Source organism: Halosimplex marinum (assembly GCF_051414075.1).
Lineage (GTDB): Archaea > Halobacteriota > Halobacteria > Halobacteriales > Haloarculaceae > Halosimplex > Halosimplex marinum.
The window spans coordinates 293,197-318,960 of record NZ_JBLKNY010000004.1; the positions used below are offsets into that span (position 1 = coordinate 293,197).

22 protein-coding genes are annotated in these 25,764 nt (G+C 70.9%); 7 read left to right on the forward strand and 15 right to left on the reverse strand.

Annotated features, from left to right (window positions below):
• Window positions 1-124: 124 nt before the first annotated feature.
• Window positions 125-1,090 (forward strand): AEC family transporter, encoded by a 966-nt coding sequence (locus ACMGFI_RS09670; RefSeq protein ID WP_436909243.1) that lies wholly within the window; start codon window positions 125-127, stop codon window positions 1,088-1,090.
• A 63-nt stretch (window positions 1,091-1,153) separates the two neighbouring features.
• Here ACMGFI_RS09670 and ACMGFI_RS09675 read toward each other — a convergent pair whose 3' ends face one another.
• The 4 genes from ACMGFI_RS09675 to ACMGFI_RS09690 form a co-directional block, all read right to left on the reverse strand.
• Window positions 1,154-1,279, reverse strand: coding sequence for a hypothetical protein (locus ACMGFI_RS09675; RefSeq protein WP_436909244.1), 126 nt, complete (start codon window positions 1,277-1,279; stop codon window positions 1,154-1,156).
• A gap of 102 nt (window positions 1,280-1,381) precedes the next feature.
• Window positions 1,382-2,443, reverse strand: a complete 1,062-nt coding sequence (locus ACMGFI_RS09680) for a segregation/condensation protein A (protein ID WP_436909245.1) — start codon at window positions 2,441-2,443, stop codon at window positions 1,382-1,384.
• Window positions 2,436-6,008, reverse strand: a complete 3,573-nt coding sequence (gene smc / locus ACMGFI_RS09685; protein WP_436909247.1) for a chromosome segregation protein SMC — start codon at window positions 6,006-6,008, stop codon at window positions 2,436-2,438. Before smc ends, ACMGFI_RS09680 begins: the two co-directional genes overlap by 8 nt.
• 24 nt (window positions 6,009-6,032) lie before the next feature.
• Window positions 6,033-6,299 (reverse strand): DUF7518 family protein, encoded by a 267-nt coding sequence (locus ACMGFI_RS09690; RefSeq protein WP_436909249.1) that lies wholly within the window; start codon window positions 6,297-6,299, stop codon window positions 6,033-6,035.
• A 253-nt stretch (window positions 6,300-6,552) separates the two neighbouring features.
• On the opposite strand from ACMGFI_RS09690, the gene ACMGFI_RS09695 reads away from it, so the two are divergent.
• The 5 genes from ACMGFI_RS09695 to ACMGFI_RS09715 all read left to right on the forward strand — a co-directional run bounded on the left by ACMGFI_RS09695 (window position 6,553) and on the right by ACMGFI_RS09715 (window position 14,602).
• Window positions 6,553-7,905 carry a DUF7537 family lipoprotein gene (locus ACMGFI_RS09695; protein ID WP_436909251.1) on the forward strand — a complete coding sequence of 451 codons (1,353 nt, stop codon included), beginning with the start codon at window positions 6,553-6,555 and terminating at the stop codon, window positions 7,903-7,905.
• Window positions 7,906-7,976: 71 nt separating this feature from the next.
• Complete coding sequence (gatB, locus tag ACMGFI_RS09700; protein WP_436909252.1) at window positions 7,977-9,464, forward strand: Asp-tRNA(Asn)/Glu-tRNA(Gln) amidotransferase subunit GatB; 1,488 nt, start codon at window positions 7,977-7,979, stop codon at window positions 9,462-9,464.
• Window positions 9,465-9,583: 119 nt separating this feature from the next.
• Window positions 9,584-10,723: a hypothetical protein gene (locus tag ACMGFI_RS09705; protein ID WP_436909255.1), complete on the forward strand. Its 1,140-nt coding sequence runs from the start codon at window positions 9,584-9,586 to the stop codon at window positions 10,721-10,723.
• A 59-nt stretch (window positions 10,724-10,782) separates the two neighbouring features.
• Window positions 10,783-11,829 carry a C45 family autoproteolytic acyltransferase/hydrolase gene (locus ACMGFI_RS09710; RefSeq protein WP_436909258.1) on the forward strand — a complete coding sequence of 349 codons (1,047 nt, stop codon included), beginning with the start codon at window positions 10,783-10,785 and terminating at the stop codon, window positions 11,827-11,829.
• 178 nt (window positions 11,830-12,007) lie between these two features.
• A complete protein-coding gene (locus tag ACMGFI_RS09715) occupies window positions 12,008-14,602 on the forward strand; it encodes a DNA topoisomerase I (protein WP_436909260.1) in 2,595 nt (864 codons plus the stop codon).
• A 21-nt stretch (window positions 14,603-14,623) separates the two neighbouring features.
• Here the strand turns inward: ACMGFI_RS09715 and ACMGFI_RS09720 are convergent, their stop codons facing one another.
• The 10 genes from ACMGFI_RS09720 to ACMGFI_RS09765 all read right to left on the reverse strand — a co-directional run bounded on the left by ACMGFI_RS09720 (window position 14,624) and on the right by ACMGFI_RS09765 (window position 24,268).
• The gene (locus tag ACMGFI_RS09720) at window positions 14,624-15,400 is read right to left on the reverse strand and encodes a hypothetical protein (RefSeq protein WP_436909261.1); all 777 of its coding nucleotides are present in this window, start codon (window positions 15,398-15,400) and stop codon (window positions 14,624-14,626) included.
• A gap of 67 nt (window positions 15,401-15,467) precedes the next feature.
• Complete coding sequence (locus ACMGFI_RS09725) at window positions 15,468-15,923, reverse strand: Rieske (2Fe-2S) protein (protein ID WP_436909263.1); 456 nt, start codon at window positions 15,921-15,923, stop codon at window positions 15,468-15,470.
• A 230-nt stretch (window positions 15,924-16,153) separates the two neighbouring features.
• Window positions 16,154-16,489: a DUF7344 domain-containing protein gene (locus tag ACMGFI_RS09730; RefSeq protein ID WP_436909265.1), complete on the reverse strand. Its 336-nt coding sequence runs from the start codon at window positions 16,487-16,489 to the stop codon at window positions 16,154-16,156.
• Window positions 16,490-16,607: 118 nt separating this feature from the next.
• On the reverse strand, window positions 16,608-17,705 hold the full coding sequence (locus ACMGFI_RS09735) for an SDR family oxidoreductase (RefSeq protein ID WP_436909267.1): 1,098 nt from the start codon (window positions 17,703-17,705) through the stop codon (window positions 16,608-16,610).
• A 164-nt stretch (window positions 17,706-17,869) separates the two neighbouring features.
• Window positions 17,870-18,637, reverse strand: coding sequence for an SDR family NAD(P)-dependent oxidoreductase (locus ACMGFI_RS09740; RefSeq protein ID WP_436909269.1), 768 nt, complete (start codon window positions 18,635-18,637; stop codon window positions 17,870-17,872).
• Between the two features lie 53 nt (window positions 18,638-18,690).
• Complete coding sequence (locus tag ACMGFI_RS09745; protein ID WP_436909270.1) at window positions 18,691-20,280, reverse strand: hypothetical protein; 1,590 nt, start codon at window positions 20,278-20,280, stop codon at window positions 18,691-18,693.
• Window positions 20,277-21,023, reverse strand: coding sequence for an ABC transporter ATP-binding protein (locus tag ACMGFI_RS09750; RefSeq protein ID WP_436909272.1), 747 nt, complete (start codon window positions 21,021-21,023; stop codon window positions 20,277-20,279). The genes ACMGFI_RS09745 and ACMGFI_RS09750 overlap by 4 nt, the downstream gene beginning before the upstream one ends.
• Before the next feature lie 166 nt (window positions 21,024-21,189).
• A complete protein-coding gene (locus ACMGFI_RS09755) occupies window positions 21,190-21,747 on the reverse strand; it encodes a hypothetical protein (RefSeq protein WP_436909274.1) in 558 nt (185 codons plus the stop codon).
• A 121-nt stretch (window positions 21,748-21,868) separates the two neighbouring features.
• On the reverse strand, window positions 21,869-22,435 hold the full coding sequence (locus tag ACMGFI_RS09760; RefSeq protein ID WP_436909275.1) for an NUDIX hydrolase: 567 nt from the start codon (window positions 22,433-22,435) through the stop codon (window positions 21,869-21,871).
• Between the two features lie 3 nt (window positions 22,436-22,438).
• Window positions 22,439-24,268, reverse strand: coding sequence for a S9 family peptidase (locus tag ACMGFI_RS09765; RefSeq protein WP_436909277.1), 1,830 nt, complete (start codon window positions 24,266-24,268; stop codon window positions 22,439-22,441).
• Between the two features lie 238 nt (window positions 24,269-24,506).
• On the opposite strand from ACMGFI_RS09765, the gene ACMGFI_RS09770 reads away from it, so the two are divergent.
• Complete coding sequence (locus ACMGFI_RS09770) at window positions 24,507-24,953, forward strand: hypothetical protein (protein WP_436909279.1); 447 nt, start codon at window positions 24,507-24,509, stop codon at window positions 24,951-24,953.
• Window positions 24,954-24,984: 31 nt separating this feature from the next.
• Here ACMGFI_RS09770 and ACMGFI_RS09775 read toward each other — a convergent pair whose 3' ends face one another.
• The gene (locus ACMGFI_RS09775; protein WP_436909281.1) at window positions 24,985-25,716 is read right to left on the reverse strand and encodes a hypothetical protein; all 732 of its coding nucleotides are present in this window, start codon (window positions 25,714-25,716) and stop codon (window positions 24,985-24,987) included.
• Window positions 25,717-25,764: the final 48 nt, after the last annotated feature.

Here is a 25,764-nt window from a genome sequence, read left to right on the forward strand (position 1 = left end):
ACCGCCCGGCAACCAGTCGGTGAGGGCGGACGACCACTCGCGACGCGTTCCGCCGTGGCCATACGCCCCGGAGCGCCCGACCGGATTCGGAAAGGTTGAGACGCGGGCGGTCGACCCCACGGGCGTGTCGCTGCTCTCGATCTTCGGGTCGGCGATCCTCCCGGTCGTCGGGATGGCCGGGCTGGGGTACGTCCTCGGCCGGGCGAAAGACGTCGACGTCGACCCGCTGAACACGACGGTCGTCTACGTCCTCGCGCCGGCGCTGGTCTTCCACAGCGTCGCGACGACCGACCTGAGCGGCGCGACGCTGGCCGGGATCGCCGCCGGCGTGACCGCCTTTACCCTGGTCATGACCGTCATCGCCGAGGCGGTCGGGCGCCTCGCCGGCGTGCGCGAGCCGATCCTCTCGGCGCTGGTGCTGGTGAGCGTCTTCTCGAACTCCGGCAACTACGGCATCCCCCTCTCGGAGTTCGCGTTCGGGGCGACCGGCCGGTCGACGGCGGTGATCTTCCTGACGACCCAGAGCGTGCTCGTCTACACCGTCGGCGTCTACATCGCCGCGCGCTCGGGCAGCGATGACTGGACCGAGGGGCTGCGGCGGGTGTTCACGGTGCCGCTGGTCTACGCCGTCGCTGCGGCGCTGGCCGGGCGCGAGCTCGACGTCCTCCCCTCCGAGGGGTCGACGCTCATGGAGACGGTCGGGATGCTCGGTAACGCCTCGATCCCGCTGATGCTCATCATCCTCGGGATCGAACTCGCCCGGACGGACTACGGGGCGACCCTGCGGACGGTCGGGACGGCGACGGTCCTGAAGATGGCCGTGGCCCCGGTCGTCGCGGTGGGGATCCTCGCGGCAGGCGCCGCCGGCGCCGGACTGGAGAACCGGACCGTCGCGCGAGTGTTCGTCCTCGAGGCGTCGACGCCGTCGGCGGTGACGCCGCTCATCCTGCTCATCGAGTTCGGCGACTCCACCCCCGTCGACGGCGTCACCGTCTCCGAGTTCGCCAGCACCGTCGTCCTCGTCACGACGCTCGTCAGCCTCCCCGCACTGACGCTGCTCATCTCGCTGCTGCAGTCCGGCGTGCTGTGACCTGACCCGCCGTCACCGTCCGGTAGACGCCCCGCAGAAACAGCGACCGACCGCTCCGTCGCCTCAGCGACTGCGCTCGCGCCGCCGACGGCCGTCGTCGCGGACGTACCGGAGCGCCCCGTAGAAGGCCTCGGTGTCGACTCGCCCGTCGGCCTCCTTCAGCCGCTCGCGAAGTTTGGTCGGTGTCATGATCAACGTTAACATACAACAACTGATCGAATAAGCGTTTCGCCGGCGTGGTCGGTGCGCTCGCTGGTGGGTATCGAAATCTCGGGCGGCTCGACGGCGAAATCAGTCCGCGACGGCTTCCTCGGTCCCCGTGGCGGCGCTGGGGTCCTGCACCCACAGATCGCCGAACATCTCGTCCTGTGTGAGCCGGACGTGGCCGCGGTGGGCCAGGAAGAGCAGTCCGAGGAACGTGAGCACGCGCGAGCCGCCGGTCTCGGCGATCTCCCGGTAGAGCACCTCGTCGCGGCCCTTGTCGTACTGCTCGCGCAGCGCGTCGTGGACGTCCTCGATGATCTCGTCGACGTCCTCCTCGTGGGCCGCGCCGGTCAGGTTCGCGGCGCTGGCCTCTTCCTCCTCGGTCCGGAAGTCGTCGCCGCTGCGGTAGTCCAGCTCCTGCGGGCCGCGGTCGAAGCCGTCCGGCGAGCCGCTGGTGTCGTACTCGCGGGACTCCTTCCACCAGTTGTCCCGCTCGGCCTCCCGCAGGTCCCGGACGAGCTCGTCCAGCGTCTGGGGCATCCCGCGGGCGCGACGGCGCTCCAGCCGGCGGTCCATCTCCGACTCCAGCGCGGCGAAGGGATCCGGCCCCTCGAAGCCGTCGTCGGCCATCTCGCCGCCCTGTTCCCAGGGCTCCTCCCACGGCTCCGCCTCCGCGTCCTCGTCGTCGCCGTCGTCGAGCATCGCGTCGCTCTTCATCCGGAGGAGGACGCTCGCGTAGAACAGCGCCCGCCCCGAGGTCCGCAGGTCGCCCTCGTCGAGGCGGTCGAGGAACTTGTCCGTCACCGCGACGATGTCGATGTCCCACGGGTCGATCTCGCCGTCCTCCGCGAGGTTGACGAGCACCTCGACCGGCTCGACCTCCTCGTCCTCACCGTCGCCCGCGGCAGTCGAGGCGGCCGCGTCCGCCCCCTCGTCGATAGTGGGGTCGGGCTGGCCGTCCACCGACGGGTCGCCGGTGACGGGTTCGTCCGCGGACCCGTCGTCCGAGTCGCCCGAATCGTCGCCGTCGCCGCTCCCGCCGAACGGGTTCTCTCCGCTCTCACTCGGCCGTTCACGTTCCTCATGGCCGGCGATGTCCAGGGGGATGTCGTCTTCGTCCCCGTCGCCGTCGTCCCGCTCGTCAGTCATCCGCGGGCACCCCCTCGGAACTGAGGTCGATGCCCGTCACCGCGGAGACGTTGTCGCCCTCCATCGTCACGCCGATGGCCCGCTCGGAGCGTTCGAGCATCGCCGAGCGGTGCGAGACGACGACGAACTGCGCCTCGCCCGCGAGTTCGTCGACCATCTCGCCGACGAGGTCGGCGTTCTTCGCGTCGAGGAAGGCGTCGACCTCGTCGAGCGCGTAGAAGGGCGCGGGGTTGTGCCGCTGGATGGCGAAGATGAAGGCCAGCGCGGTCAGCGACTTCTCCCCGCCGGACATCGCCGCCAGCCGCTGGATCGGCTTGTCGGCCGGCTGGGCCTTCATCGTCAGCCCGCCGTCGAAGGGGTCCTCGTCGTTCTCCAGGTGGAGGTGCCCGCTCCCGTTCGAGAGCCGCTCGAAGATGTCCCGGAAGTGCTCGTCGATGGCGTCGAACGCCTCCATGAACGTCTCCCGCTTGTTCTGCTCGTAGCGGTCGATCCGGTCGCGGATGCCCTCGGCCTCCTCGACGAGGGTGGCCTTCTTGTCCTCCAGGTCGTCGAGTTCTTCCTCGACGCGGTCGTACTCCTCGATGGCGAGCATGTTCACCGGCTCTAGCTTCTCCATCTCGGACTCCAGCCGGGCGATCTCCGACTCGACCTCGTCGTGGTCGGGGATCTCCTCGGGGTCGTAGTCGCCGACCGCGTCTTCGAGTTCGTCGACTTCCCACTCCAGGCGCTCGGCCTCGTCCCGGCGCTCGTCGAGGTCGCTCTCGACCGCGCCGACCTCCTCTTTCTTCTCGTCGCGCTCGGCGCGCGCCTCCTTCAGGTCGTCTTTCAGCTCCTCGCGCTCCTCCTTGAGGTCGGCCAGCTCGGACTCCAGTTCGGCGACGGCCTCCTCTTTCTCCGCGAGGACCTCCTCCTTCTCTTCGATCTCGGCCTCGAAGCCCTCGATGCGCTCCTGATGTTCGGCCTTGCGATTTTGAGCGGTCTCGATCTTCTCCTGGAGGTCGTCGATGGCGTCCTCGGCGTACTCCTTCTCCAGCTGGAGCTCGTTCAGTTCGCCGTCCAGGTCGTCGATCTGGGACTCCAGCTCGTCGATCTCGGCGCGGATCTCGTCGGCGCGGCTGGTCAGGTCGGGCAGTTCCGAGTCCTCGACCTCGGCCTCCAGTTCCTCGATCTCGCCCTCCAGCGCCTCGATCTCGGCGGTCTTGTCTTCGATGTCGGCCTCGATGGCGTCCATGTCCGCCGATACCTCGTCGCGCTCGCCCTCGATCTCTTCGAGGCGCTCTTCGAGGTCCGATATCTTCTCCTCGACCTCCTCGCGCTCGTCCCGGCGGCGCTCGATCTCGGCCTCGATGTCCCGCACCTGCTCGGCCGCCTCGCTTTCCTTGTCGCGGGCGTCGTCGAGGCGGTCCTCCACGTCGCGCAGCTCCTCGCGGACGGACTGCCGTTCGTCCTCCAGGTCGTTGATCGTCGCGGCGATCCGCTCCAGCTGGCCCTGGCCGCCCGAGAACGAGTAGCGGGTGCCCTTCGAGGAGCCGCCGGTCATGGCGCCGGACTTCTCGACGAGGTCGCCCTCCAGCGTGACCATCCGGAAGTCGCCCATCAGGTCCCGGGCGGTGTCCATGTCGTCGACGACGAGGGTGTCGCCGAGGACGTACGAGAACACGCCGGCGTACTCGCGGTCGAAGTCGACGAGGTTGGCCGCGAAGTCGACGACGCCCTCGTGGCTCGGCAGGCTCGGGAGCGAGCGGTTCTGCATCTGCGTGATCGGCAGGAAGGTCGCCCGCCCCGCGCCCCGCGATTTCAGGTAGTCGATACACTGCTGGCCGATGCCGTCGTCGTCGACGACGACGTGGGCCAGCCGTCCCCCTGCGGCCGTCTCGCAGGCCACCGCGTACTCGGGGTCGACGCCGCCGAGTTGCCCGACCGTGCCGTGGACGCCGTCGATGTCGGCGTTGAGGATCGTCGTCACCGCGCGCCCGTACGAGGAGTCGCCGTCCTGGCCGGCCTTGGCCTCCAGTTCGGCGTACTCCTGCTGTTTGGCCGTGAGTTCGTCCTCGACCTCGTCGAGTTCGTCCTGCAGTTCGCGGCGCTCCTCTTTGAGGTCTGCGACCACCTCGGCGATGGTCTCCTGGTTCTTCCGCGCTTTCTCCAGTTCGCCCTCCAGGTCGTCGATCTCCGCCTCGGTCTCGGGGATCCGCTCCTCCAGCTCCTCGATCTCCGACTCGGTCTCCCGCTGCTCGTTCGACCGCCGGCGCGCCTCGTCGAGCAGGCGGTCCTGCTCGCGCTGGAGGTCGTTGCGCTCTGATTTGAGCGACTCCAGCGTCTCCCGTTTCTCCTCCAGTTCGTCTTTGACCTCCTCGAACTCCTCGCCGACCTCGTCGATGCGGGCCTGCACCTCTTCGAGTTCGCTCTCCTTCTCCTGCACGTCGGCCTTCAGCGAGGACTTCGATACTTTGGTCTCGCGGATGTCGGATTCGAGGTCGTCGATGGTCTCCTGCTTGCGGTCGATCTCGACGAACGCCTGGCGGCGCTCGTTCTCGGCGTCCTCGATGGTCTCCTCGGCCGACTCGATCTTGTCCTCCAGCCGGGAGATGTCGCCCTTGACTTCCTCCATCTCCCGTTTGATGGCGAGCTGTTCGTCCTCGCCCTTGCGCTCGATCTCGGCGTTCAGCTCGTCGAGCTCGTCTTCCAGCCTGAGCACGCGACCCTGCCGCTCGTCGAGTTCCATCTGGAGGTCTTCGAGTTCCGCCTCCAGCTGTTCGACGGCGTCGGTGGCCGCCGCGAGTTCCTCGCGCTTGTCCTCCAGCTCGGCGGCCTTCCGGTAGCTCTCGTACTCCCCCTTCTCGTCGCGCAACTCCTGGTACTCCAGGGCGGTCTCCCGCTCGTCGGAGAGCTGGTCGAGGCGCGTCTCCTTCTCCTCGATGCGGAGTTCGGCTTCCTCGATGCGCTCCTCGACCACTTCGAGTTCCTCGAAGGCGGACTCTTTCTTCTGGTCGAACTCGGCGACGCCGGCGATCTCGTCGATGATCTCCCGACGGGATGCCGGAGTCATGTTGATGATCTCGGTCACGTCGCCCTGCATGACGACGTTGTACCCCTCGGGGGTGACGCCGGCCTGCGCGAGCAGGTCGCGGATGTCCGAGAGGTTGACCGAGCGGCCGTTGATGTAGTAGTAGGAGTAGTAGTTGTCGTCGGTCTCCTTGACGCGGCGGCGGATGGAAATCTCGTCCACGTCGCCGACGTTCTCGGTGCCGGCAGCGGTGACGACCTGCGAGCGGGAGAGGGTGCCGTCGGCGTTGTCGAGGATGACCTCGACGCTTGCCTCCCGTTCGCCGCCGATGTCGGCGTCGTCGTCGGCGTGGCCGGGGTTGTAGATCAGGTCGGTCAGCTTCTCGGCGCGGATGCCGGAGGTCCGCGCCAGGCCCAGCGCGAAGAGGACGGCGTCGATTATGTTGGACTTACCGGAGCCGTTGGGGCCGCTGACGGTAGTGAAGTCCTCGTAGAAGGGAATGCGAGTCTTCCGGCCGAAACTCTTGAAGTTGTCGAGTACGAGCTCTTTGATGTGCATTGGTGCTCGCGGTGGAGCGCCGGCCTAGGCGATGATGATGTCGCCGGGGCCGCTCTCCGTGCTATCCTCTTCGTCGGTAGCCTCGGTTTTAGTCCTGTCGGCCTCGGCTTCGTCTGGAGATTCCGACGGTTCGCCGGACTCCTCGGGGGTGAACCCGAGGTCCTCGTCGACCGCGTTCTCCAGCTCCCGGAGCCGGACCTTGCACTCGACGAGTTCGTCCGTCAGCCCCTCGACGGACGCCTCGAGTTCCTTGACGCGTGATTCGAGCTCCTCGACTCGGTTACCGCACATACCACTACGAGCGGCTTCCCCCGTCATAAACCTACGTCAGACATTCGCACCGATCCTGATAGGAACCGGCTACCCCGGCGCCCGGACGACACACGTCGCGCCGTTCAGGGACGACGTTGCCCGCGCGGCCGGGGCGGTTCGAGGCGAGCGGTGGCCCGCCGCGGATCGGCGGTCGCGGCTGGACCCCGATCTCGACACGAAACCTCGCTGTCAGTTCCGCTATCCTTATTTTGTGTCGGTCTGAGCAACGGGTATGAGACGCGAACTACTGACGATGGCGGTCGTCGCGCTCGTCGTCCTCTCGGGGTGTTCGATCATCGGGGGCGGCGGGTCGACGGCGACGCCGGGGGATCCGACGAGGGAGCCGACCACGACCGAGACTGCGGCGGAGACGCCGACGGCAACACCGACTCCGGCGGCGACGCCGTGGTCGACCGCTACCGCAACGGCGACTGCGCCGACGACGGCGACGCCCACGCCGACCGCGACGCCCACGTCGACGCCCACGCCGACCGCGACACCCACGTCGACGCCGGAACCGACGCCGGCCGGCGACCTGGACCCGGTGTCGGCGATGTCGTCGCTGCCGCCGGGCGTCGAGGGCGAACAGGTCACCAACGTCACCGCGCTCGCGGCCGCGAACCAGCGGGCGCTCACGGCCGGCGGGTTCGACCTCCGGATGGACATCGACAACTCCACGCGGGAGGGGTCGGGCGCCATCCGCATCGCCAACGACACCGAGTCATCGCGGGTCCGGCTCGCCGAGGCGGCCGGGGCGGTCGGCGCGACCGACATCTCGACGTACTACGGGCCCGAGGAGTCGGGCCTCTACAACCGCTCGTCCGGCGAGATCATCTACGGACACGGCCCGACCAACGCCCGGTTCGCCGCCCAGCTGATCACCGGCGTCGCCTACGTCGTTCCGCAGGCGTACGTGAGCGCGCCCGACTGGACGGCCGCCGGGTCGACGACCGTCGACGGCGAGCGGCGGCTCGTCCTGACGGCCGACTCGCTCCGGGACGAGAGCGAGCGCGCCCAGCCCGGCGGCGGCGTCGCCGGCGCCGACGAGGAGGTCACCGCGGTCGACGCCCGCGCCGAGGTCACGGCCGACGGCCTCGTGCGCGCGCTCAACGTCACGCTCACGATCGAGCCGCTCACGATCGAGCGCGCCGACGGCGCAACCTACACCCAGGCCGTCTCCTACACGGTCGCGGACCTGGTGGCGGGCTCGCTCGACCGGCCCGACTGGCTCTCGGAACCGCCGCAGGTGACCGCCTCGACCGCCGCCGACAATCGGCTGCTCGTCGTCGAGCACACCGGCGGCCCGACCATCGAGCCGGGGACGAACCTCTCGGTGGGCGGCCAGTTCTCCTCGCTGGGGAACGTCTCGGCCGACCGGCCGGTCTCGGCGGGCGACACGCTCTACGTCTACGCGACGGGGGAGGGCCTCGACCGGACCCCCCGCCTGTCCGTGAACGAGCGGCCGGAGCTCCCGGAGAACGCGACGGCCTTCTCCGGTCAGGTCGGGATCACCGGCTGGCAAGGCGACCTGCAGTTCGGGGCCGCGGTGGAGATCGGCGGCGAGTCGACTGCGGGGGCGGCCTGACCGCGGGGTCGGCGGGCGGGGACCCGCCCGTGGTCGTTAGCCTTTAGCCGGGCGGCGCCGAACCGCGGGTAATGACCGCACAAGCCGTCGAGTCCGAGGATCTGGCGACCGTCATCGGGCTGGAGGTCCACGTCCAGCTGGAGACGGACACGAAGATCTTCTGTGGCTGCTCGACCGACGTGGGCGACGACGAGCCCAACACCCACACCTGCCCGGTCTGTCTGGGCCTGCCCGGCGCGCTCCCCGTCGTCAACGAGGGCGCCGTCGAGGCCGCCGTCAAGGTCGGCAAGGCCATCGACGCCACCATCCCCGAGGAGACGACCTTCCACCGGAAGAACTACTACTACCCCGACCTCCCCAAGAACTTCCAGATCACCCAGTACGACGCTCCGATCTGCGCCGACGGCGAGCTGGAGTTCTCCGTCGAGGGCGAACGCCGCTCGGTGACCATCGCCCGCGCCCACCTCGAAGAGGACCCCGGCAGCCTCCAGCACAAGGGCGGCTCGATCGACACCGCCGACTACACACTCGTCGACTACAACCGCGCGGGCACGCCGCTGATGGAGATCGTCACCGAGCCGGACTTCCGCTCGCCCGACGAGGTGCGGGCGTTCCTCGCCAAGCTCACGGAGGTCCTCGAATACCTGGGCATCTTCGACGCCACTCGCGACGGGTCGCTGCGCGTCGACGCCAACCTCTCCATCGTCGAGGGCGCGGAGGTCGGCGACGACGGCGCCATCGACGAGGAGACCCTGGAGTCGGCCAACCGCACGGAGGTCAAGAACATCTCCAGCCACAAGGGCGCCGAGAAGGCGCTGGCCTACGAGGAGACGCGACAGAAGAACGCCATCCAGCGCGGCCGCGCGGTCGAACAGGAGACGCGCCACTGGGACGAGTCCAAGGGCGTCACCCTCTCGATGCGCTCGAAGGAGGAGGAGAAAGATTATCGGTACTTCCGCGAGGCCGACCTGCCGCCGCTGAAAGTGAGCGACTGGAAGGAGACGCTGGAGATTCCGGAACTGCCGGACGCCCGCCGCGAGCGCTTCCGCGCGGAGTACGGCCTCAACGAGGAGGCCGCCGACAAGCTGACGAGCACGAAGGAGGTCGCGGACTTCTTCGAGGACGTGGCCGAGCAGTTCGACCCCGACCTGGCCGCGACGTGGGTGGCCGACGAACTGCTGGGGGAGCTGAACTACCGCGACATGGCGATCACGGACGTGGCCGACCGCTTCGACGAGATCGAGCGGCTGGTCGAACTCGTCGCCGAAGACGAGATCACGACGAAGAACGCCCGCGAGACCGTGCTGCGGGGGATGCTCGACGAGGGCGACTCCCCCGACGAGATCGTCGAGCGCGAGGACCTCGGCAAGACCAGCGGCGACGAGGTCCAGCAGGCGGTCGAGGCGGCCATCGAGGAGAACCCCGAGGCGGTCGAGGACTACCGCAACGGCGACGACGGGGCGATCAACTTCCTCGTCGGCCAGGTGATGGGGAAGACCGGCGGGAGCGCGGACCCGGGTGACGTGAACCGGGCGCTGCGCGAGCAACTGGACGAATAGACGGGGCGACCGGCCGGTCGGCGTTCCGCACCCGGTAGTCGCAACCGGTCAGACGGTGCCATCGTGTTTTCGACGCGCGTATCAGAACGTCCTTTGTCGTCCGGACCCGACGTTCGACAATGACACTCGGCCTCGGCCAGGCGTTCGCTGCGGCCGCGGGGGGCATCGGGGGCCTCGACGCGGTCGTCGCTCACGCGGGAACGACGCACGCGGGGACGCCCCACTGGATCCTCGGCGCGGTCACGATCCTGGGGATCGCCGCGGGGATCGGGGGCTATCGGGTACTGCGCGACGAGGCGCGGAGCGACCGGGTCGGCGCCGGGTTGCTCTCGCTGGGCGCGGTGGCGGTCATCGCCGGGACCATCGGCCTCGTCGAGGTGCAGATCGCGCCGGCGGCGACGCCCGACTGGACTGAGTGGTTCCCGGTGATCAACGCCGTCTCGGCCATCTTCGTGGCGCTCGGGAGCCTCGTCGTCGTCCGCTGGAAGTGGCCCGAGCGCCCGCGTTACGTCGGGCTCGGACTCCTGCTGGCGGCGTGGATCGCCTACCCGACGCTGCTGCCGGAGGAGGGGCTAACGAACCCGCTGGGCTACCTGCTGGCCGCCGCCGTGCCCGGTGCCATCCTCTACGTCTTCTACCGAGACGCCGGCCCGTCGTTCCCGGGAGTATTGACGGCGCGGGTCCCCGCGCTCGTCGCCGTCGTCACCTTCGCCCTGTTCGGCGTCTTCTACCTGTTCTCGGCGGGGACGCTCTCGGTGAACCCCGACCTGACCGCCGACGTCGCCGGCCAGGGGTTCGTCACCCCCTACCAGGTCGCCTCGCCGCTGGTCTACTGGCCGGCCCTGGAGTTTTACTTCCCCGCCGTCCCCCTGTCGGGGTACGTCTCGCTGGGGTCGTTGCTGCTCGTGGCTATCCTCGGCGGGCTGGTCGCGAGCAACGCGGCGCTGGCGGCGCGTCAGCTCACGGCCGGCGGGTCCGTCGACTCCCCGCGGGCGATCGTCGGGACGGTCACGACCGCCGGCGCGACCGCCTGCGGCTGCTGCGCGCCCGCGGTCTACGGCGCGGCCGGCGCCGTCTTCGGTGCGGCGGCCACGCCGGTCTACTGGGCGTTCATGGACCCGTCGTCGCCGGTCGGCGGCCTCTTCTTCGCCGCGAGCGTCCTCCTCCTGACCGGGAGCGCGGTCCGGGCGAGCCACGACCCCGCCTGCGCGGTCCCCCGCGAACCGGAGACGAGCGGGGCGGCCGAGCAGGCGGCGTAGGTCGGGACCGTCCGCACGCCACCCCAGCCGTTATCGGGGTCGGCTCCGAGCCGCGTGGCATGGACGAGTTTCACCTCCGGGGATCGCCCGCGGAACTCGGGAGAGGGTTCGCGGCGGAAGTGGCCGAGTCCGACCGGTCGCTCGCGGACGTGGCGCCCGAGCCGCTCGACCCGTCGCGGACGGTCCGCGAGTTCGCTCGCGAGTGCGAACCGCACGTCCGCGAGCACGCGCCCGGCCTGCTCGCCGAACTCGACGCGATCGCCAGGGAGGCGGGCGTCGAACGCGATGGAGTCAGGGCGGTGGCGCTCGCCGCCGACGCCGATCCGGGGTGTTCCCTCGTCGGCGTCCCCGGCGAACACACCGCGGGCCGGAGCGCGCTGTTCGCCCGCAACCACGACTTCTATCCCTCGTTCCGCCGGTACTCGAAGCTGTATCGGACGGAGCCGGCCGACGGGCTGGCGAGCGTCGGCTGCGCCCACGGGTTCGCCGGCCGCCTCGACGGGGTCAACGAGGCGGGCCTGGCGGTCGGGTTCGCCGGGGTCCCGACCGGTGAGTACGAACCGGGCGTGATGTGGCCGCTGGCCGTCCGGACGGTGCTGGACGCCTGCGAGTCCGTCGCCGAGGCGGTCGACTACCTCGAATCCGTCCCGCACGCGCGGAACGTGAACGTCCTCGTCGCGGACGCGGACGGAGAGGTGGCGGTCGTCGCGGCGAGCCCCGGGGCGGTCGAGACCCGGCGACCGGCCGACGGCGACAACCTCCTGGTCGCGACCAACCAGTTCGACTCGGCGGGGATGCGCGCCCACCAGTCGGTCGACCGAACACCCGCGGACTGCCCCCGCCATTGCGCCGTCGAGGCGTGGGCCGACGACCGCGAGGGGGTGGTCGGCCCGGCCGACCTGCGACGGCTGGTCGGCGACCCCGCGGCCGGCGTCGCGTGGGGCCTCGACGGGGCCGAGGACGACCCGCGGTCGACGATCTGGTCGTGGGTGGTCGACACCGGCGCCGGCAGCGCGTCGCTCGCGCGCGGTTCGCCCGCCGAGGCCCCCTACGAGTCGGTCGCCGTGCCCGGTCCGAGGTCGGGCGCTGACGGGGCCGGTGGGTGAGTCCTCCGCACGTGCCCGCGCGGGCACCCGCTCGGACACACCTGCGCGCCGCCGCGTTCGCGGGCGCTCGATCGCACGCACACGCCCGCTGTCGGTCGATTTCGCCCGAAACCTTTAGGGCGGGGACCACCCTATCGACGCCCATGACTGCAACCCGCGGAGCCGGAGGTGGCGCCCGGTGGAGCTGATAATCACGGAGAAGAACAACGCCGCGCGCCGCATCGCGGAGATCCTGAGCGACGGGGCCGCGACGACGACCCAGCGCAACGGCGTCAACGTCTACGAGTGGGGAGTGACGACCTGCGTCGGCCTCTCGGGCCACGTCGTCGGCGTCGACTTCCCCGAGGAGTACGGCGACTGGCGCGACGTGGAACCGGTCGAGCTGATCGACGCCGACATCGTCAAGTCCCCGACCCAGGAGAACATCGTCCGCACCCTCCGGCAACTCGCCCGCGAGGCCGACGAGGCCGTCATCGCGACCGACTACGACCGCGAGGGCGAACTCATCGGCAAGGAGGCCTACGAGCTCATCCGCGAGGAGACCGACGCCCCGGTCAAGCGGGTGCGGTTCTCCTCGATCACCGAGCGCGAGGTCAAGGAGGCCTTCGCCGAACCGGACGACATCGACTTCGACCTGGCGGCCGCCGGCGAGGCCCGACAGATCATCGACCTCGTGTGGGGCGCGGCGCTGACGCGGTTCCTCTCGCTGTCGGCCCGGCAACTCGGCGAGGACTTCATCTCGGTCGGGCGGGTGCAGTCGCCCACGCTCAAGCTCATCGTCGACCGCGAGCGGGAGATCCAGGCGTTCGACCCCGAGGACTACTGGGAGATATTCGCCGACCTCGCCAAGGACGGCGAGACCTTCGAGGCGCAGTACTTCTACGACGACGACGGCAGCGAAGCCGAGCGCGTCTGGGACGAGAGCGACGCGAACGACGCCTACGAGCGGCTGCGCGAGGCGACCAGCGCGGCGGTCACGACGGTCCGCCGGCGCACCCGGACGGACAACCCGCCCGCGCCGTTCAACACGACCGCCTTTATCTCCGCGGCGGGGTCGCTGGGCTACTCCGCCCAGCGCGCCATGTCCATCGCCGAGGAACTCTACACCACGGGGTACATCACCTACCCCCGGACGGACAACACGGTCTACCCCGAGGACCTGGACCCGGAGGAACTCCTCGACGAGTTCACGATGACCCACGAGTTCGGTGACGACGCCGAGTCGCTGCTGGACCTCGACGAGATCGAGCCCACGGAGGGCGACGACGAGACGACCGACCACCCGCCGATCCACCCGACCGGCGCGGTGCCCGACCGCGACGAACTCGACGAGGACGAGTGGGAGGTCTACGAGCTCGTGGTCCGCCGCTTCTTCGCGACGGTCGCCGAGCCGGCCACCTGGGAGCACCTGCGCGTCGTCGCCGGGGCGAACGACTGCCAGCTGAAGGCCACCGGCAAGCGCCTGCTCGAAGCCGGTTACCACGACGTGTATCCGTACTCGTCGGCCAGCGAGTCGTTCCTCCCGCCCGTCGAGGAGGGCGACGCGCTCGACGTGACCGACGTGGAACTGGAGGCGAAACAGACCCAGCCGCCCCGCCGGTACGGCCAGTCGCGGCTCATCCAGCGGATGGAGGACCTGGGGCTGGGGACGAAGGCCACGCGGCACAACACCATCGAGAAGCTCTACGACCGCGGGTACATCGAGGACGACCCGCCCCGGCCCACCGCGCTCGCGGAGGCGGTCGTCGAGGCCGCCGAGGAGTACGCCGACCGCGTCGTCAGCGACGACATGACCGCCCAGCTGGAGGCGGACATGTCCGCCATCGCCAACGGCGAGGCGACGCTCGACGACGTGACCGAGGAGTCGCGGGAGATGCTCGAACGCGTCTTCGAGGAACTGCGCGAGTCGCGCGAGGACATCGGCGACCACCTCCAGGAGTCGCTGAAGGCCGACCGCCGGCTGGGGCCCTGCCCGGAGAGCGACCACGACCTGCTGGTCCGTCAGAGCCGGCAGGGCTCCTACTTCGTCGGCTGCGACGGCTATCCCGACTGCCAGTACACGCTCCCGCTGCCGAGCACGGGCGAGCCGCTCGTGCTGGAGGAGTCCTGCGAGGAGCACGGCCTCGACCACGTGAAGATGCTCGCCGGCCGCGACACGTTCGTCCACGGCTGTCCGCAGTGCAAGGCCGACGAGGCCGACGACACCGAGGACGAGGTCATCGGCCGCTGTCCCGACTGCGGCGACGAGGAGGGCGGCGAACTCGCCATCAAACAGCTCCGGTCGGGCTCGCGGCTCGTCGGCTGTACCCGCTATCCCGACTGCGACTACTCGCTGCCGCTCCCGCGGCGGGGCGACATCGAGATCACCGACGAGTACTGCGACGAGCATCACCTGCCGGAGCTGGTCGTCCACAGCGGCGAGGACGACGACGACCCCTGGGAACTGGGCTGTCCCATCTGCAACTACCGGGAGTACCGGGCCCGCCAGGCCGTCGACGACCTGGAGGACCTCGACGGCGTCGGCCCCGCCACCGCGGAACGGCTGGAGACCGCAGGCGTCGAGGAGCCGGCGGACCTCCGGGAGGTCGACCCGGACGTGCTGGCCACGGAGATCCAGGGTGTCAGCGCCAGCCAGATCCGCGACTGGATCTCCCAGCTTCCGGAGGTCGACGCCGGCGACGACGACGAGGGCCCCGACGGCGACTCGGAGGAGGGTGACCGGGAACTGGTCGACAGCGCCGGTCGCGCCGACGAACCCGCCGAGAGCGACTAACCGGCCGTCCTGCCGGCTTTCTCAACCAGATTCGTCCCCTTGCGGACGGTCGCCGCTCCCGGCCGCGGCGGCATCGTTCCCGACTGAATCGCCCGCCCGCTCGGTCGCGTAGCCGGTCGTGTCCTTCACCGCCTGCCAGGTCGCGGCCAGCGTCCCGACGGTGTGGAAACCGACGATGAGACAGCCGACGAAGAGGACGGTCGTGGCGTCGATGCCGTTCCGAACCGCCCACAGCGGGACGACGACCTCCTGGCCGGCGACGGTGACCGACCGGTAGCGCCGGAGGACCCCGGCGAGGACCGGGAACCCGTAGCCCAGCGCGTCGAGCACCGTCGTCGTCGACACGCCGATCCCGATGCCGGCCGAGCGCACGGCCTTCTCGTGGGCGGTCAGCACGCTCCAGGCGATCACCAGGGTGCCGCCGAACGCCGAGAGCGCGTCCCACACGCTGTCGGCCCCCTCGTCGACGACCAGCGCGAGCGCGCGCCGCCCGACGACGCCCAGCGCGACCCGCAGGCAGAATATCGCGAGGCTCAGCAGGCCGAACCCCCACAGCGCGAACAGGGGCGTCCGGTTCCAGACGAACGGGAACCGCGCGAGCGCGAGAACCGCGGCCCCGACGCCCAGCAGGTACAGCGCGCCAACGAGCCCGTAGCGGTGGGTCGCCGCCCGGAGCGTCACCGCCATCGCGACGACCGCCCCGACCAGCAGCGTCGCCGCGACCGGGACCACGGGCGCTAACGCGACGACGACGGCCACGCCCGCCGCGGGCGCCGTGACCGCGTTCGCCAGTCGCATCGCTGACTGATGTTTGACCTGTCTTCGGGTTAAAACGTTGGGGCGAACATCCGGGTCGAGGGGCCGCTCAGAAACCGACGTGTGACGTGGAACTCGGTCCGTCGTCGCCATCGTCGACGCCGCCCTCGTGTTCGAACGTGTACTCGTCGTCGGTCAGGAACACGTCGCCGTCATCGACGGTCACGTCCACGTCGGGTAGGGTTGTTCCCGCCGCCTCGCCGTTGTCGCACTCCCCCGAGCAGGCGTCGAACATCGAACCGTGCTTGGGGCAGATGATCTCGCCGCCGCGCATGGGGACCCCGCGGCCGGTGTCGAACCGCTGGGCCTCGTGGGTGCAACGGTTGATCCACGCCGCGACGCCGCCCTCGCCGTCGACCGGCGCCCCGCCGTCGGCCGCCACCTCCTCGTCGCAGGGCACGACGATGACCTCCTCCTCCATGTCGAAGGAGTTGGTCGCCGTGAACAGGAACGATCCGTCCTCGCGAACGTCCTCGACCGTCGTCAGTCGCGCGCCGTCTGCCATCGTCCGTGGATCGGACAGCGACGAGTTAGGTCTGACGGCGAAGACCGGCGGACCCGTCCACGTCGGCGCGCGTTGTCGTCTCGGGATCGCCTGCGATCCCGAGGGCCGTCAGAGCAGGGGGCTGACGTCGGCGACGCTCTCCGCGTCCTGTGGTCGCTCTCACTCGACTTCCGTCCACGCCGATTCGACCAGAACCACCCGCTCAACTCACGCGGCCGAGCGGACCCGGCTTACGACCCGAGGATGTCGAGGGTGTCGAGCGAGACCGACTCCGTGAGCCGGACGCGCCGCTGTTCGGGGGAGAACCGGACGACGCCGGCGTCGGAGAGCTTCGGGACGTGGACGTGATACAGCGACGTGCGGAGCCGCGCGATATCGGCCTCGTTCCCGGGGTCGCCGGAGCCGCCGCCCTCGCGCTCGACCATCCGCTCGGCGAGTTCCTCGACCGTCAGCGCCGCGTCGGCGTCGTCCAGCAGGCGGACGACCAGTCGCCGTCGCTCGTCGGCCAGCGCGTCGTACACGAGCGATCTGTTGCCGTATCGCGCCTTCCCGTCCATGGGACTCATACTACCCCCTCGGCCACGTCGGCGTATATCGGCTACGCCTAAACAGATAGCGTCGCACGTACGTGGTACGCATCGGGCGGGTTCCGGCGGGGACAGCGAAACGACCGCGGCCGTCGGCTCACCGCTCCCGTCCGACCGGCGGCACCTCCGAGCGGTCGTCGGCCCCGAGTTTCGCGCTCGATACGGCCGCCGCGTCCACCTCGCTCCCTCGCATCGCCCGGTAGACTCCGTAGCCGAGGGCCGCTGCGGCACCGAGGGCGACGAGGGCCTTCCCCTTCCGGCCGCTCGTCGCGGCGCGGGTGTAGAGGCTGCGCTCGGCGACGTGGCCCTCGTGGTCGCCGCGCTCGCGGAGTTCGCCGCTGGGCCGGTCGAAGGCGTTGCCGGACTGGCGCCGCGGCGGCCGGTCCCGCTTCTGGAGGCCGACGAACAGTTTCTCCATGACCGTGTCGAACAGCCCCGGGACGTACTGCTCCATCTGGGCCATGTTCTTCGCGGCGCCGCCGACGTAGACGTCCCGCTCGGGGTGTTCTGCGGCGTGACATATAGAGCGGGCGACGGTCTCGGGCGCGTAGACGGGCGGCGGCAGGGTCACCTCGCTGTCGGTGTAGTTCTTCGCGTGCTCGGGGTAGGGCGTGTCGATGGCGGCGGGCTTGACGAGCGTCACCGAGACCGGCGCGCCCTCCTCCGCCAGTTCCATCCGCAGCGCCTCGGTGAACCCCTTGACGGCGTGTTTCGAGGCGGAGTAGGCGCCCTGGAGGATGAGCGCGCGCTCGGAGGTGACGCTGCCGACGTTGACGATGGCGCCGCCGCGGTCCCGGAGGTGTTCGGCGGCGACGAGCGACCCGTAGAGCAGGCCCCAGACGTTCACCTCGAACAGTTCGCGCATGTCCTCGACCGGCGTCTCGTCGAGGCGGCCGTAGATGAACTTCCCGGCGTTGTTGACCCAGGTGTCGAACCCGCCGTAGGTGTCCTCGGCGACGGCCGCGATCCGCTCGACGTCGCCGCGGTCGCTCACGTCCGCGACGACGGCGACGGCGTCGCCGCCGTCCGCCGTGATCTCGTCGACGAGTTCGTCGAGGGCGTCCTCGCTGCGGGCGGCCACCACCAGCGAGGCGCCCCGGTCGGCGGCCATCCGCGCCGTCGCGAGGCCGTTCCCCGAGGTCGCACCGGTTATCACCATCACCTGCTCGTCGAGGGGTTTCAACTGCGGGGTCACGGCGACCCTCCGTCGGCGTCGAGACGTTCGGCGACCGCTCGGCCGACTGCCGGGACGCGGGTGTCGGCACTGGGCGTGGGAACCATCGTGTCCGAGGAGGGCGGGAACGCGCTTGACCGCGGGGCCTGAATACGCGGGCCGTGGGAGAGTCGGCTCGTCGCCCGCTACACGGACGAGCGGTCGTAGCCGCCGTCGACGGTGATGATCTCGCCGGTCGTGAACGAGGCGGCGTCGCTGGCGAGGTACAGCGCGGCGCCGCTGATCTCGTCGGGGGTCGCCACGCGGTCCATCGGCGTCCGCTCGTCGACGCCCTCGCGGAACTCCGAGCCGTCCTCCAGTTTCGGCCCGGCCAGTTCCGTCTTGACGAAGCCGGGCGCGATGGCGTTGACCCGCACCTCGGGACCCAGGTCCGCCGCGGTCGCGCGGGTGAGGCCGTTCAGGCCGGCCTTCGCGGAGACGTAGCTCGGGCGGGCCTCGCGGGACTGCTCGGCGGACATCGAGGAGATGTTGATGATGCTGCCCTCGTCCATGGCGGCGCCGAACTCGCGGATCGCGCGGAAGGCGCCGGTCAGGAGCACGTCGATGTCCTGTCCCCACTCCTCGTCGCTCATCTCCGTGACCGGCGTCGTCGCGACCGAGCCCTGGGAGGTGACGAGCGTGTCGACGGTGCCGAGCGCCTCCTCGGTGGCCTCCCGGAGGTTCGCGATCGAGTCGGGGTCGCGGACGTTGCAGGTGACCTCGACCGTCTCGGCGCCCAGGTCGCGCAGTTCCGCGGCGGCCTCGGCCACCGAGTCCTCCGAGCGGCTGGTCGCGACCACGTCGGCGCCGTTGCGGGCGAACGCGCGGGCGATCTCAAGCCCGATGCCGCTCGTGCCGCCGATGACCACCGCGTTCTGTCCCTCGACGCTGACGCCGCCTGCGTTCTCCGTCATGGTTCCAAGAGCCCCGCGCTCGACGGGAGTCGGTTTCGGTTCGCGGTCGCCGCTCACTCGACGGAGTAGGCGTCGACCTTCGCGACGGCGTGGCGGTAGCCCCACCACGAGACGACGGCCGCGAGGACGGCGGTGGCGCAGACGCCGGCGGCGACGACCGCCGGATCGGCCGGGTTCGGCCGGGCGTAGGAGCCGAGCGCGCCGAACCCGGGCGCGGCGACGGCGACCATTCCGAGGGTGTAGGCCGCGGAGGCGGACTTGTTGGGGATCTGCACGTCCTCGCCGAGCAGGCCCTCGTCGCCGGGCGGGTAGTGGACGCCGACGGCCAGCGAGCACAGCGGCGCGGCGACCGCCAGCGCGACGGCGAAGACGCCCACGGCGGCGACGACCAGCGGCGAGGGGACGCCGACGCCGATAGCGGTGCCCAGCGCGGCACCGACGACAAGCGGCAACGCCGGGAGGACGACGGCGTAGGCCTTCGCGCGGACGAACGTCTCGCCGGCGACGCCGGCGGCCAGCAGGCCGGGCAGGGCGTCGCCCTCGGTGCCCAGCGGGTTGAGCGTGAAGCCGCTGCCGGCGGCCAGCGCGCCGGTAACGGCGACGACCGGCGCGTACATCGCGGTGGAGAAGGGGCCGCTGTAGACCAGTTGCTCGGCCGTGACGAGCCCGACGAAGAGGGCGGGGTAGACGTACCACAGGGCCTTCGGCGTGCGCTTGGTCCGGCGCCAGGTGGTCTCGACGAGCGCCGCGGTCGGGCGCGGGACGACCGACGCGAGCACGTCCCTGACGGGGGTCGCGCTCGCCGGCGGGTCGTCGGCCTCCTCGTCGTCGCCACCGAGCGCGCGGTCGCCGTACCAGACCGCCTCGGCGAGGCGGACGGTGGCGGCCAGCGACGCGAACACGACCCCGACCGAGGCGAGGAGGAACCCGCCGGCCAGGTAAGGTGAGGCGCCGGCGCCGGGGACGGTCAACAGTAGCAGGTCGCCGGCCCACGACAGCGGGGTCGCTTCCAGCGCGGCGCCGACGGCCTCGCGGGTGAACAGGACGAGGTAGAACAGGCCCAACATGCCGACGCCGAGGCCGAACCGGGCGCCGTTCGAGAGCCCGTAGCCGTCGAGCACCCACCGGGCGGCGAAGCCGACCGGGGCCGTCGCGACGCCGGCGACCACGAACAGACAGAGGCTGCCGGCGACCAGCGAGACGGCCGCGACCGGCTCGCCGGCGCCGACGGCGAACGCGACCGCGCCGGCGAGCGCAACCGGCCAGAACAGCGCCGTCCAGACCGCGGTCTGTCGGACGACGCTCCCGACGGCGACCGCGCGGGTGCTCGTCGCCGTCAGGAAGGTCACGTAGCGGTCCTTGCACTCGCTGTTGCCGCCGGCGGCGCCGAGCGTCCCCATCAGCGCGAGCAGGACGAGCCCCGCCAGCGACGCCCCGCGGAGGCGGGCGACGACGGGCGCGACCTCGCCGGCGGCGAACCGCCGACCCAGGTCGTAGGCGCCCGGGCCGACGAGGCCGGACACCTGCAGCCCGAAGAAGACCGGGATCACGAGGAAGAAGCCGGTCATCCGCCGCGACTCGCGGACCCGCCGGTAGGTCTGACGCAGGGCGGTCCGCGCGACGACGACGGCCGGGTCGGTCATGGCGACTCGCGCAGGCCGACCGCCACGTCGTCGCTCGTCAGCTCGACGAAGGCGTCCTCCAGCGTGTCGCCGCCGCGGTCGGCGACCAGCCGCTCGGGGTCGTCCTCGGCGAGCAGCCGCCCCTCGGAGAGCAGGCCGACGGTGTCGGCCAGTTCGTCGACCACCGAGAGCACGTGCGTCGAGAGGAAGACGGCGGTCCCGTCGTCGCGCAGTTCGACGAGCAGTTCCTTGAGCGTCCGCGCGGCGTTGGGGTCGAGCCCGCTCGTCGGCTCGTCCAGGAAGAGCACGTCGGGTTCGTGGACGACGGCCTGTATCACGCTGGTCTTCTGTTTCATCCCCGTCGAGTAGCTCTCGATGCGGTCGTCGGCGGCGGTCAGGCCGAACCGGTCGAACAGGGCGCCGACCCGCTCGCGGGCGCGCTCGGGGTCGAGCCCGCGCACGTCGGCCACCGCCGAGAGCTGCTCGCGGGCGGTGAGCTTCTCGTACAGCGGCGGCGTGTCGGGGACGTAGCCGATCCGCTCGCCGAGTCGGTCGCGGTCGCGCACGTCGACGCCGGCGACGGTCGCGGTCCCGCCGCTGGGGCGGGTCAGCCCGGTCAGTAGCCGCATCGTGGTCGTCTTGCCGGCGCCGTTGGGACCGAGGAAGCCGTAGATAGTCCCCCGATCGACGGTCAGGTCCAGCCCCTCGACGGCGGCGACCGACCCGTAGCGCTTCGCGAGCCCGTCGGTCTCGATGGCTGCCACTACCGGGCGTAGGGGACAGCGCCGCGGTAAGTGTTCCGGTGGGGCGGGCGCTGTGGAGGGGCGGGGCAGTGCGATCTCGACCGACCGGCGCGAGCGGAACAGGGCGGAGCAGTGCGACCGCGGGGGAGCGGTGCGAGCGGGCCGGAGCGATGCGAGCGGGACGGTTTCAGTGCATGGGGACGGCCGAGTCGGGGAGGGTGGGGTGCCAGCGAACGCCCTCCGGCGTCCGGTCGTCGCCGGCGTCGGCCCGCAGTTCGCCGCGGCCCTCGGCCGCGTCGACGGCCGAGACGCGGTCGGTCGAGCCCGACTCGTCCGCCTCGGCGACGAAGACGGCGACCAGCCGGTAGACCGGCGGGCGGTCGGGGTGGTCCTCGTCGCGGACGCCGAGGATCGTCACGCGCGTGAGGTCGGTCAGCGAGCAACCGACGCCGGTGGCCTCCCGGACCGCGGCCTCGGTCCCCGGGACCACCCGCTCGCTCGTGGCCGGTTCGCCGTGGGGGACGACCCACTCGCCGTCGCGCTCGACCAGCAGCACGTCGTCGCTGTCGTTGTACAGCTGGACGTACGCGTCGACGATGCCGCGCTCGCAGCGCTCGCCCGCCCGCTCGTAGGCGTCGCTTGGCACGGCGAGCGTCGTCTGGTTGATCGGGAACCCGCCGTACTCGTCCTCCAGCGCGACCAGCCGCTCCTCCACCCTGTCCCGGGAGACCTCGGCGACGGACATCGTCCGCATCTGCGGCGGGACCCAGATAAACCCGTCCCTTCGTTCAGGGCCCGTGGGCGGGTCGGCTGACCGCCTGCGGTCACTCCCCGGCCGCCTGCGGTCACTCGTCAGACGCCCGCGGTCACTCGCTCGCGGGATACGGCCGGTCGGCGACCTCGGGGTACAGCACCGTCTCCGGCGGCTCCGCGGCCCACTCGACGGCGGCGATCTCACCCTCCCGCGGGCGCGGCTCGCTGCCCGCGTACTCCCCGTCGAAGACAACGATGAGGCTGGCCAGCGCCGGTCGCTCGTGGTCCGTCCGGTCGACGAGTTCGAGGACGTGCGCCTCGCGGACGCCCGTGATCGTCGCCTCGACGGCGGTCTCCTCGCGCAGTTCCCGCCGCGCGGCTGCCTCGAAGGACTCCCCGGCCTCCCGCTTCCCGCCGGGGTCGGCCCACCCGTCGTCGCCCTCGTCGCGGACGAGCAGTACCTCGCCGGCGTCGTTCGTGACCCAGACCCCGGCGCCGCCGTTCGCGCCAGCGGCGATCCGCTCGCGGTCGCGCTCGTAGGCCTCGGGGGCGAGCTCCCACTGCTTCTCGACGCGCTCGAAGCCGTCGTAGCGGTCGCGCAGGTCGGCCAGCCAGCCGGCGACGCGCTCGCGGGAGCGCTCGGGGAGGTCGCCGGTCGGCACCCGCTGGTCCTCACCCATCGCTCAGACGTGTTCGTCGAGGAAGTCGACGACGGCGGTGTAGGCCTCGATCCGGTTCTCGCGCTTGGTGATGCCGTGGCCCTCGTCGTCGAAGACGAGCTTCTCGACTGGGACGCCCTGTTCGGCGGCCTTCTCCGCGATCTGTTCGGCCTCGCCGAGGGGGACGCGGGGGTCGTTGGCGCCGTGGAGGACGAACAGCGGCGCCGCGATGGCCTCGACGTTGTTGATCGGGGAGACCGATTCGAGGAACTCGCGGTCCTCGTCGAGCGATCCGTACTCGGCCTCCCGCAGCTCGCGGCGCCACGGGCCGGTGTTCTCCAGGAACGTGACGAAGTTGGCGATCCCCACGACGTCGACGCCGGCGGCCCACAGGTCGGGGTACTCCGTCAGCGCCGCCAGCACCATGAACCCGCCGTAGGAGCCGCCCATCGCGACCACGCGGTCGGGATCGATCGCTTCGTGATCCGTCAGCCACTCGACGGCCGCCTCGACGTCGGCGACGGAGTCCATCCGCTTCTCCACGTCGTCGAGGTGGGTGTACTCGCGGCCGTACCCCGTCGACCCGCGGACGTTCGGCTCGAAGACGGCGTACCCCCGGGAGAGGAAGTACTGCGTGAGCCCGGTAAAGGAGGGGCGGCGCTGGCTCTCCGGCCCGCCGTGGATGTCGACGATCACGGGAGTCTGACCGGGCTCCCAGTCGTCCGGAAGCGAGAAGAACCCGGGGATCTCCCGGGTGTCGAACGTGGGGTAGCGGACGAGTTCGGGTTCGACGAACGAGGACTTCGGGATGCCCGCGGTCGAGGCGTCGGTCCAGCGCTCGACCTCGCCCGATTCCACGTCGACGACGTAGACGTTCGTGTTCTCGGTCCGGCCCGTCGCCGAGAGCGCGAACCGCTCGGCGTCGTCGTCGAAGGCGACGCCGCCGGCGACCCCGCCCGGCAGGTCCGGCGCGGGGAACTCGTCGATATCGGTGTGGCCGACGAGTTCGCCCACCGTGAGGTCGGTGTAGCCGTCGACGTTGCGCGAGTAGACGAGCCGGCCGGTCTCGTCGTCCAGCGCCACGCCGCCGACGTTCCAGTCGCCGCCGTCGGCGACGACATCGAGCGCCGCCGCGAGGTCGGACCCGTCGGGGTCGTCGCCGACCGCTGTCAGGTCGAGCCGGGCGAGGTACTTCGTGTCCGACTCGTAGTCGGTGGTCAGGTAGATGGCGTCGCCGTCGGGGCCCCACTGGGCGCTCGTGAACCGCACGTCGCCGTCGTGGGGCGTGAGGTGTCGGCGCTCGCCGGAGTCGACGTCGAGGACGTACAGATCCTGGTCGAAGTTCCAGTGGGCCTTCGAGACGAGCAGGCGGTCGTCGGCGGGCGCCCAGCCGCCGACCGACAGCCAGCCGTCGCCCTCGTGGACGAGGTCGGCGTCGTCGCCCGTTTCGGTCCGGCCCTGGACGTACACGTCGAAGACCGACTCGTCGCGGCGGTTGGCGGCGAACGCGACGCGGTCGCCGTCGTGGGACCACCCGCCCCAGCGGTGTTTGGCGTCGGGGCGGTCGGTGAGGTTCGTGATCGTCCCGTCGTCGGCGTCGAGGCGGTAGAGCTGGGCGCGCTCGTTGCCGCCCTCGTCCATGCCGAACGCGAGTTCCCGGCGCTCGGGCGACCACGAGGCGAAGGTGACCCGCTCCTCGAAGAAGGTCCGCTGGACGGGCCACTCGCGGGGGCCGTCGAGCGTCCAGACCTGCGGGGTGCCCGTGGCGTCGAGCAGGAAGGACAGCGTCCCGTCCGGTGCGAACGAGGCGCCGTGGGCGCTCCGCACGTTGAGATACCGGTCGAGGTCGTACATACCCCGGGCAAGCGGTGGCACGGAGAAAGTCCTTCCGGGCGCGCCGAGCGCGGCCGCTCGGCGCGCCCGGGCGCTCCGGGACAGCGTCCCCGGACCGCTGGCGCCGGTAAGCGTGAGAGACCGAGTCGGTAAGTGGGCGTTTGACCTCCGTGGGACGGACACAACGGAGGAAACGTTGCGTCCCTTCCTCGAATGTCCGCCAATAACCAAACAGCGCACTCCCTTTGGGCAACACGCAATGTACCGCACACTCGCGACAGTCTGTATCGTCGCCCTGGTCGCCCTCGCCGGCTGCGGGGGCCCCGGCCCGGGCGCCGGAACCGACACGGCCGACATCGGCGAAGACGACGGCGACGCGATCGGCGACGAAACCGAGACCGAAGGCGACGGCCTGATGGACACCGAGACCGAGGGCGACGACGGTCTCGGCGACGAGACCGAAACTGAGGAAGACGGCCTCGGTGACGAGACCGAAACTGAGGAAGACGGCCTCGGCGACGAGACCGAAACTGAGGAAGACGGCCTCGGCGACGAAACCGAGACCGAGGAAGACGGCCTCGGCGACGAAACTGAGACCGAGAACGGAACGCCCACCGACGAGGGCGGCGTCATCGGCGACGAGACCGAGACCGACGACGGCGTCGTCGGGGACGACACCGAGACCGAGACTGACGCCGCGAGTTGAAGTTTTGACCGACCGCTCGCCGCTTTTTTCGTCACCGTAGCGCACGCGTAGCGCAGTCGGCGTAGCGCAGACCGAGTCGCCGCTCGGACGCCCCGTCGTCGCTCGGGTACGCGCCGCCGCAGGCGCTCCCGTCGGCGAGCTGTGCCTCGCGGACCCGCTCGGACGCCCAGAGGTAGCTACCGACCATGGGGCTCGCGACGAGCGCGTCGCCCTCGCGGCGGGCCGTCCCGTGGGCGTGCGTGGCGCCGAGGGCGTGGCCGACCTCGTGGAGGAGCAGTTGCGTCGCCGCGGCCGGGACCGAGTAGGGGACGACCGCCGGAGCCTCCTCGGCGGGCGGCATTCGAGCGATGTACGCCCCGCCGGTCGCGGCGGCGACGTGCGGGCGCGCGTACCCCGCCGGTTGCTTCCGCGGGTCGCCGTCGGTGACGAGCAGGTTCACGCCGCCGACGGGGTCGACGTCGGCCATCCCGACCGTCCCCTCCGCGACCGTCATCGGCCAGTCCGTCGCGAGCGACGCCTTCCCGCCCTCGTGGGGCAGCGCGACCGTCGACCCCGCGAACTCGATTTCGACGGCGCCGAGCGCGTCCGCCAGCGCGCCGCCGAGATACCCCTCGACCCTGTCCTCGAGCGCGTCGTGCGTTACCGCGGACTCGCTGAACCAGACGCGGACGACGACCGGATCCGGTTCGTTCGCGACACGGCGCCCGGCGGCGCTGAGCGACAGCGCCACCCCGGCGCTCGCGAGGAACGCCCGTCGGTTCACACCCGCTCCGATCCCCGATCGCGGCGATAAACGTTGTTGCACGGTAGG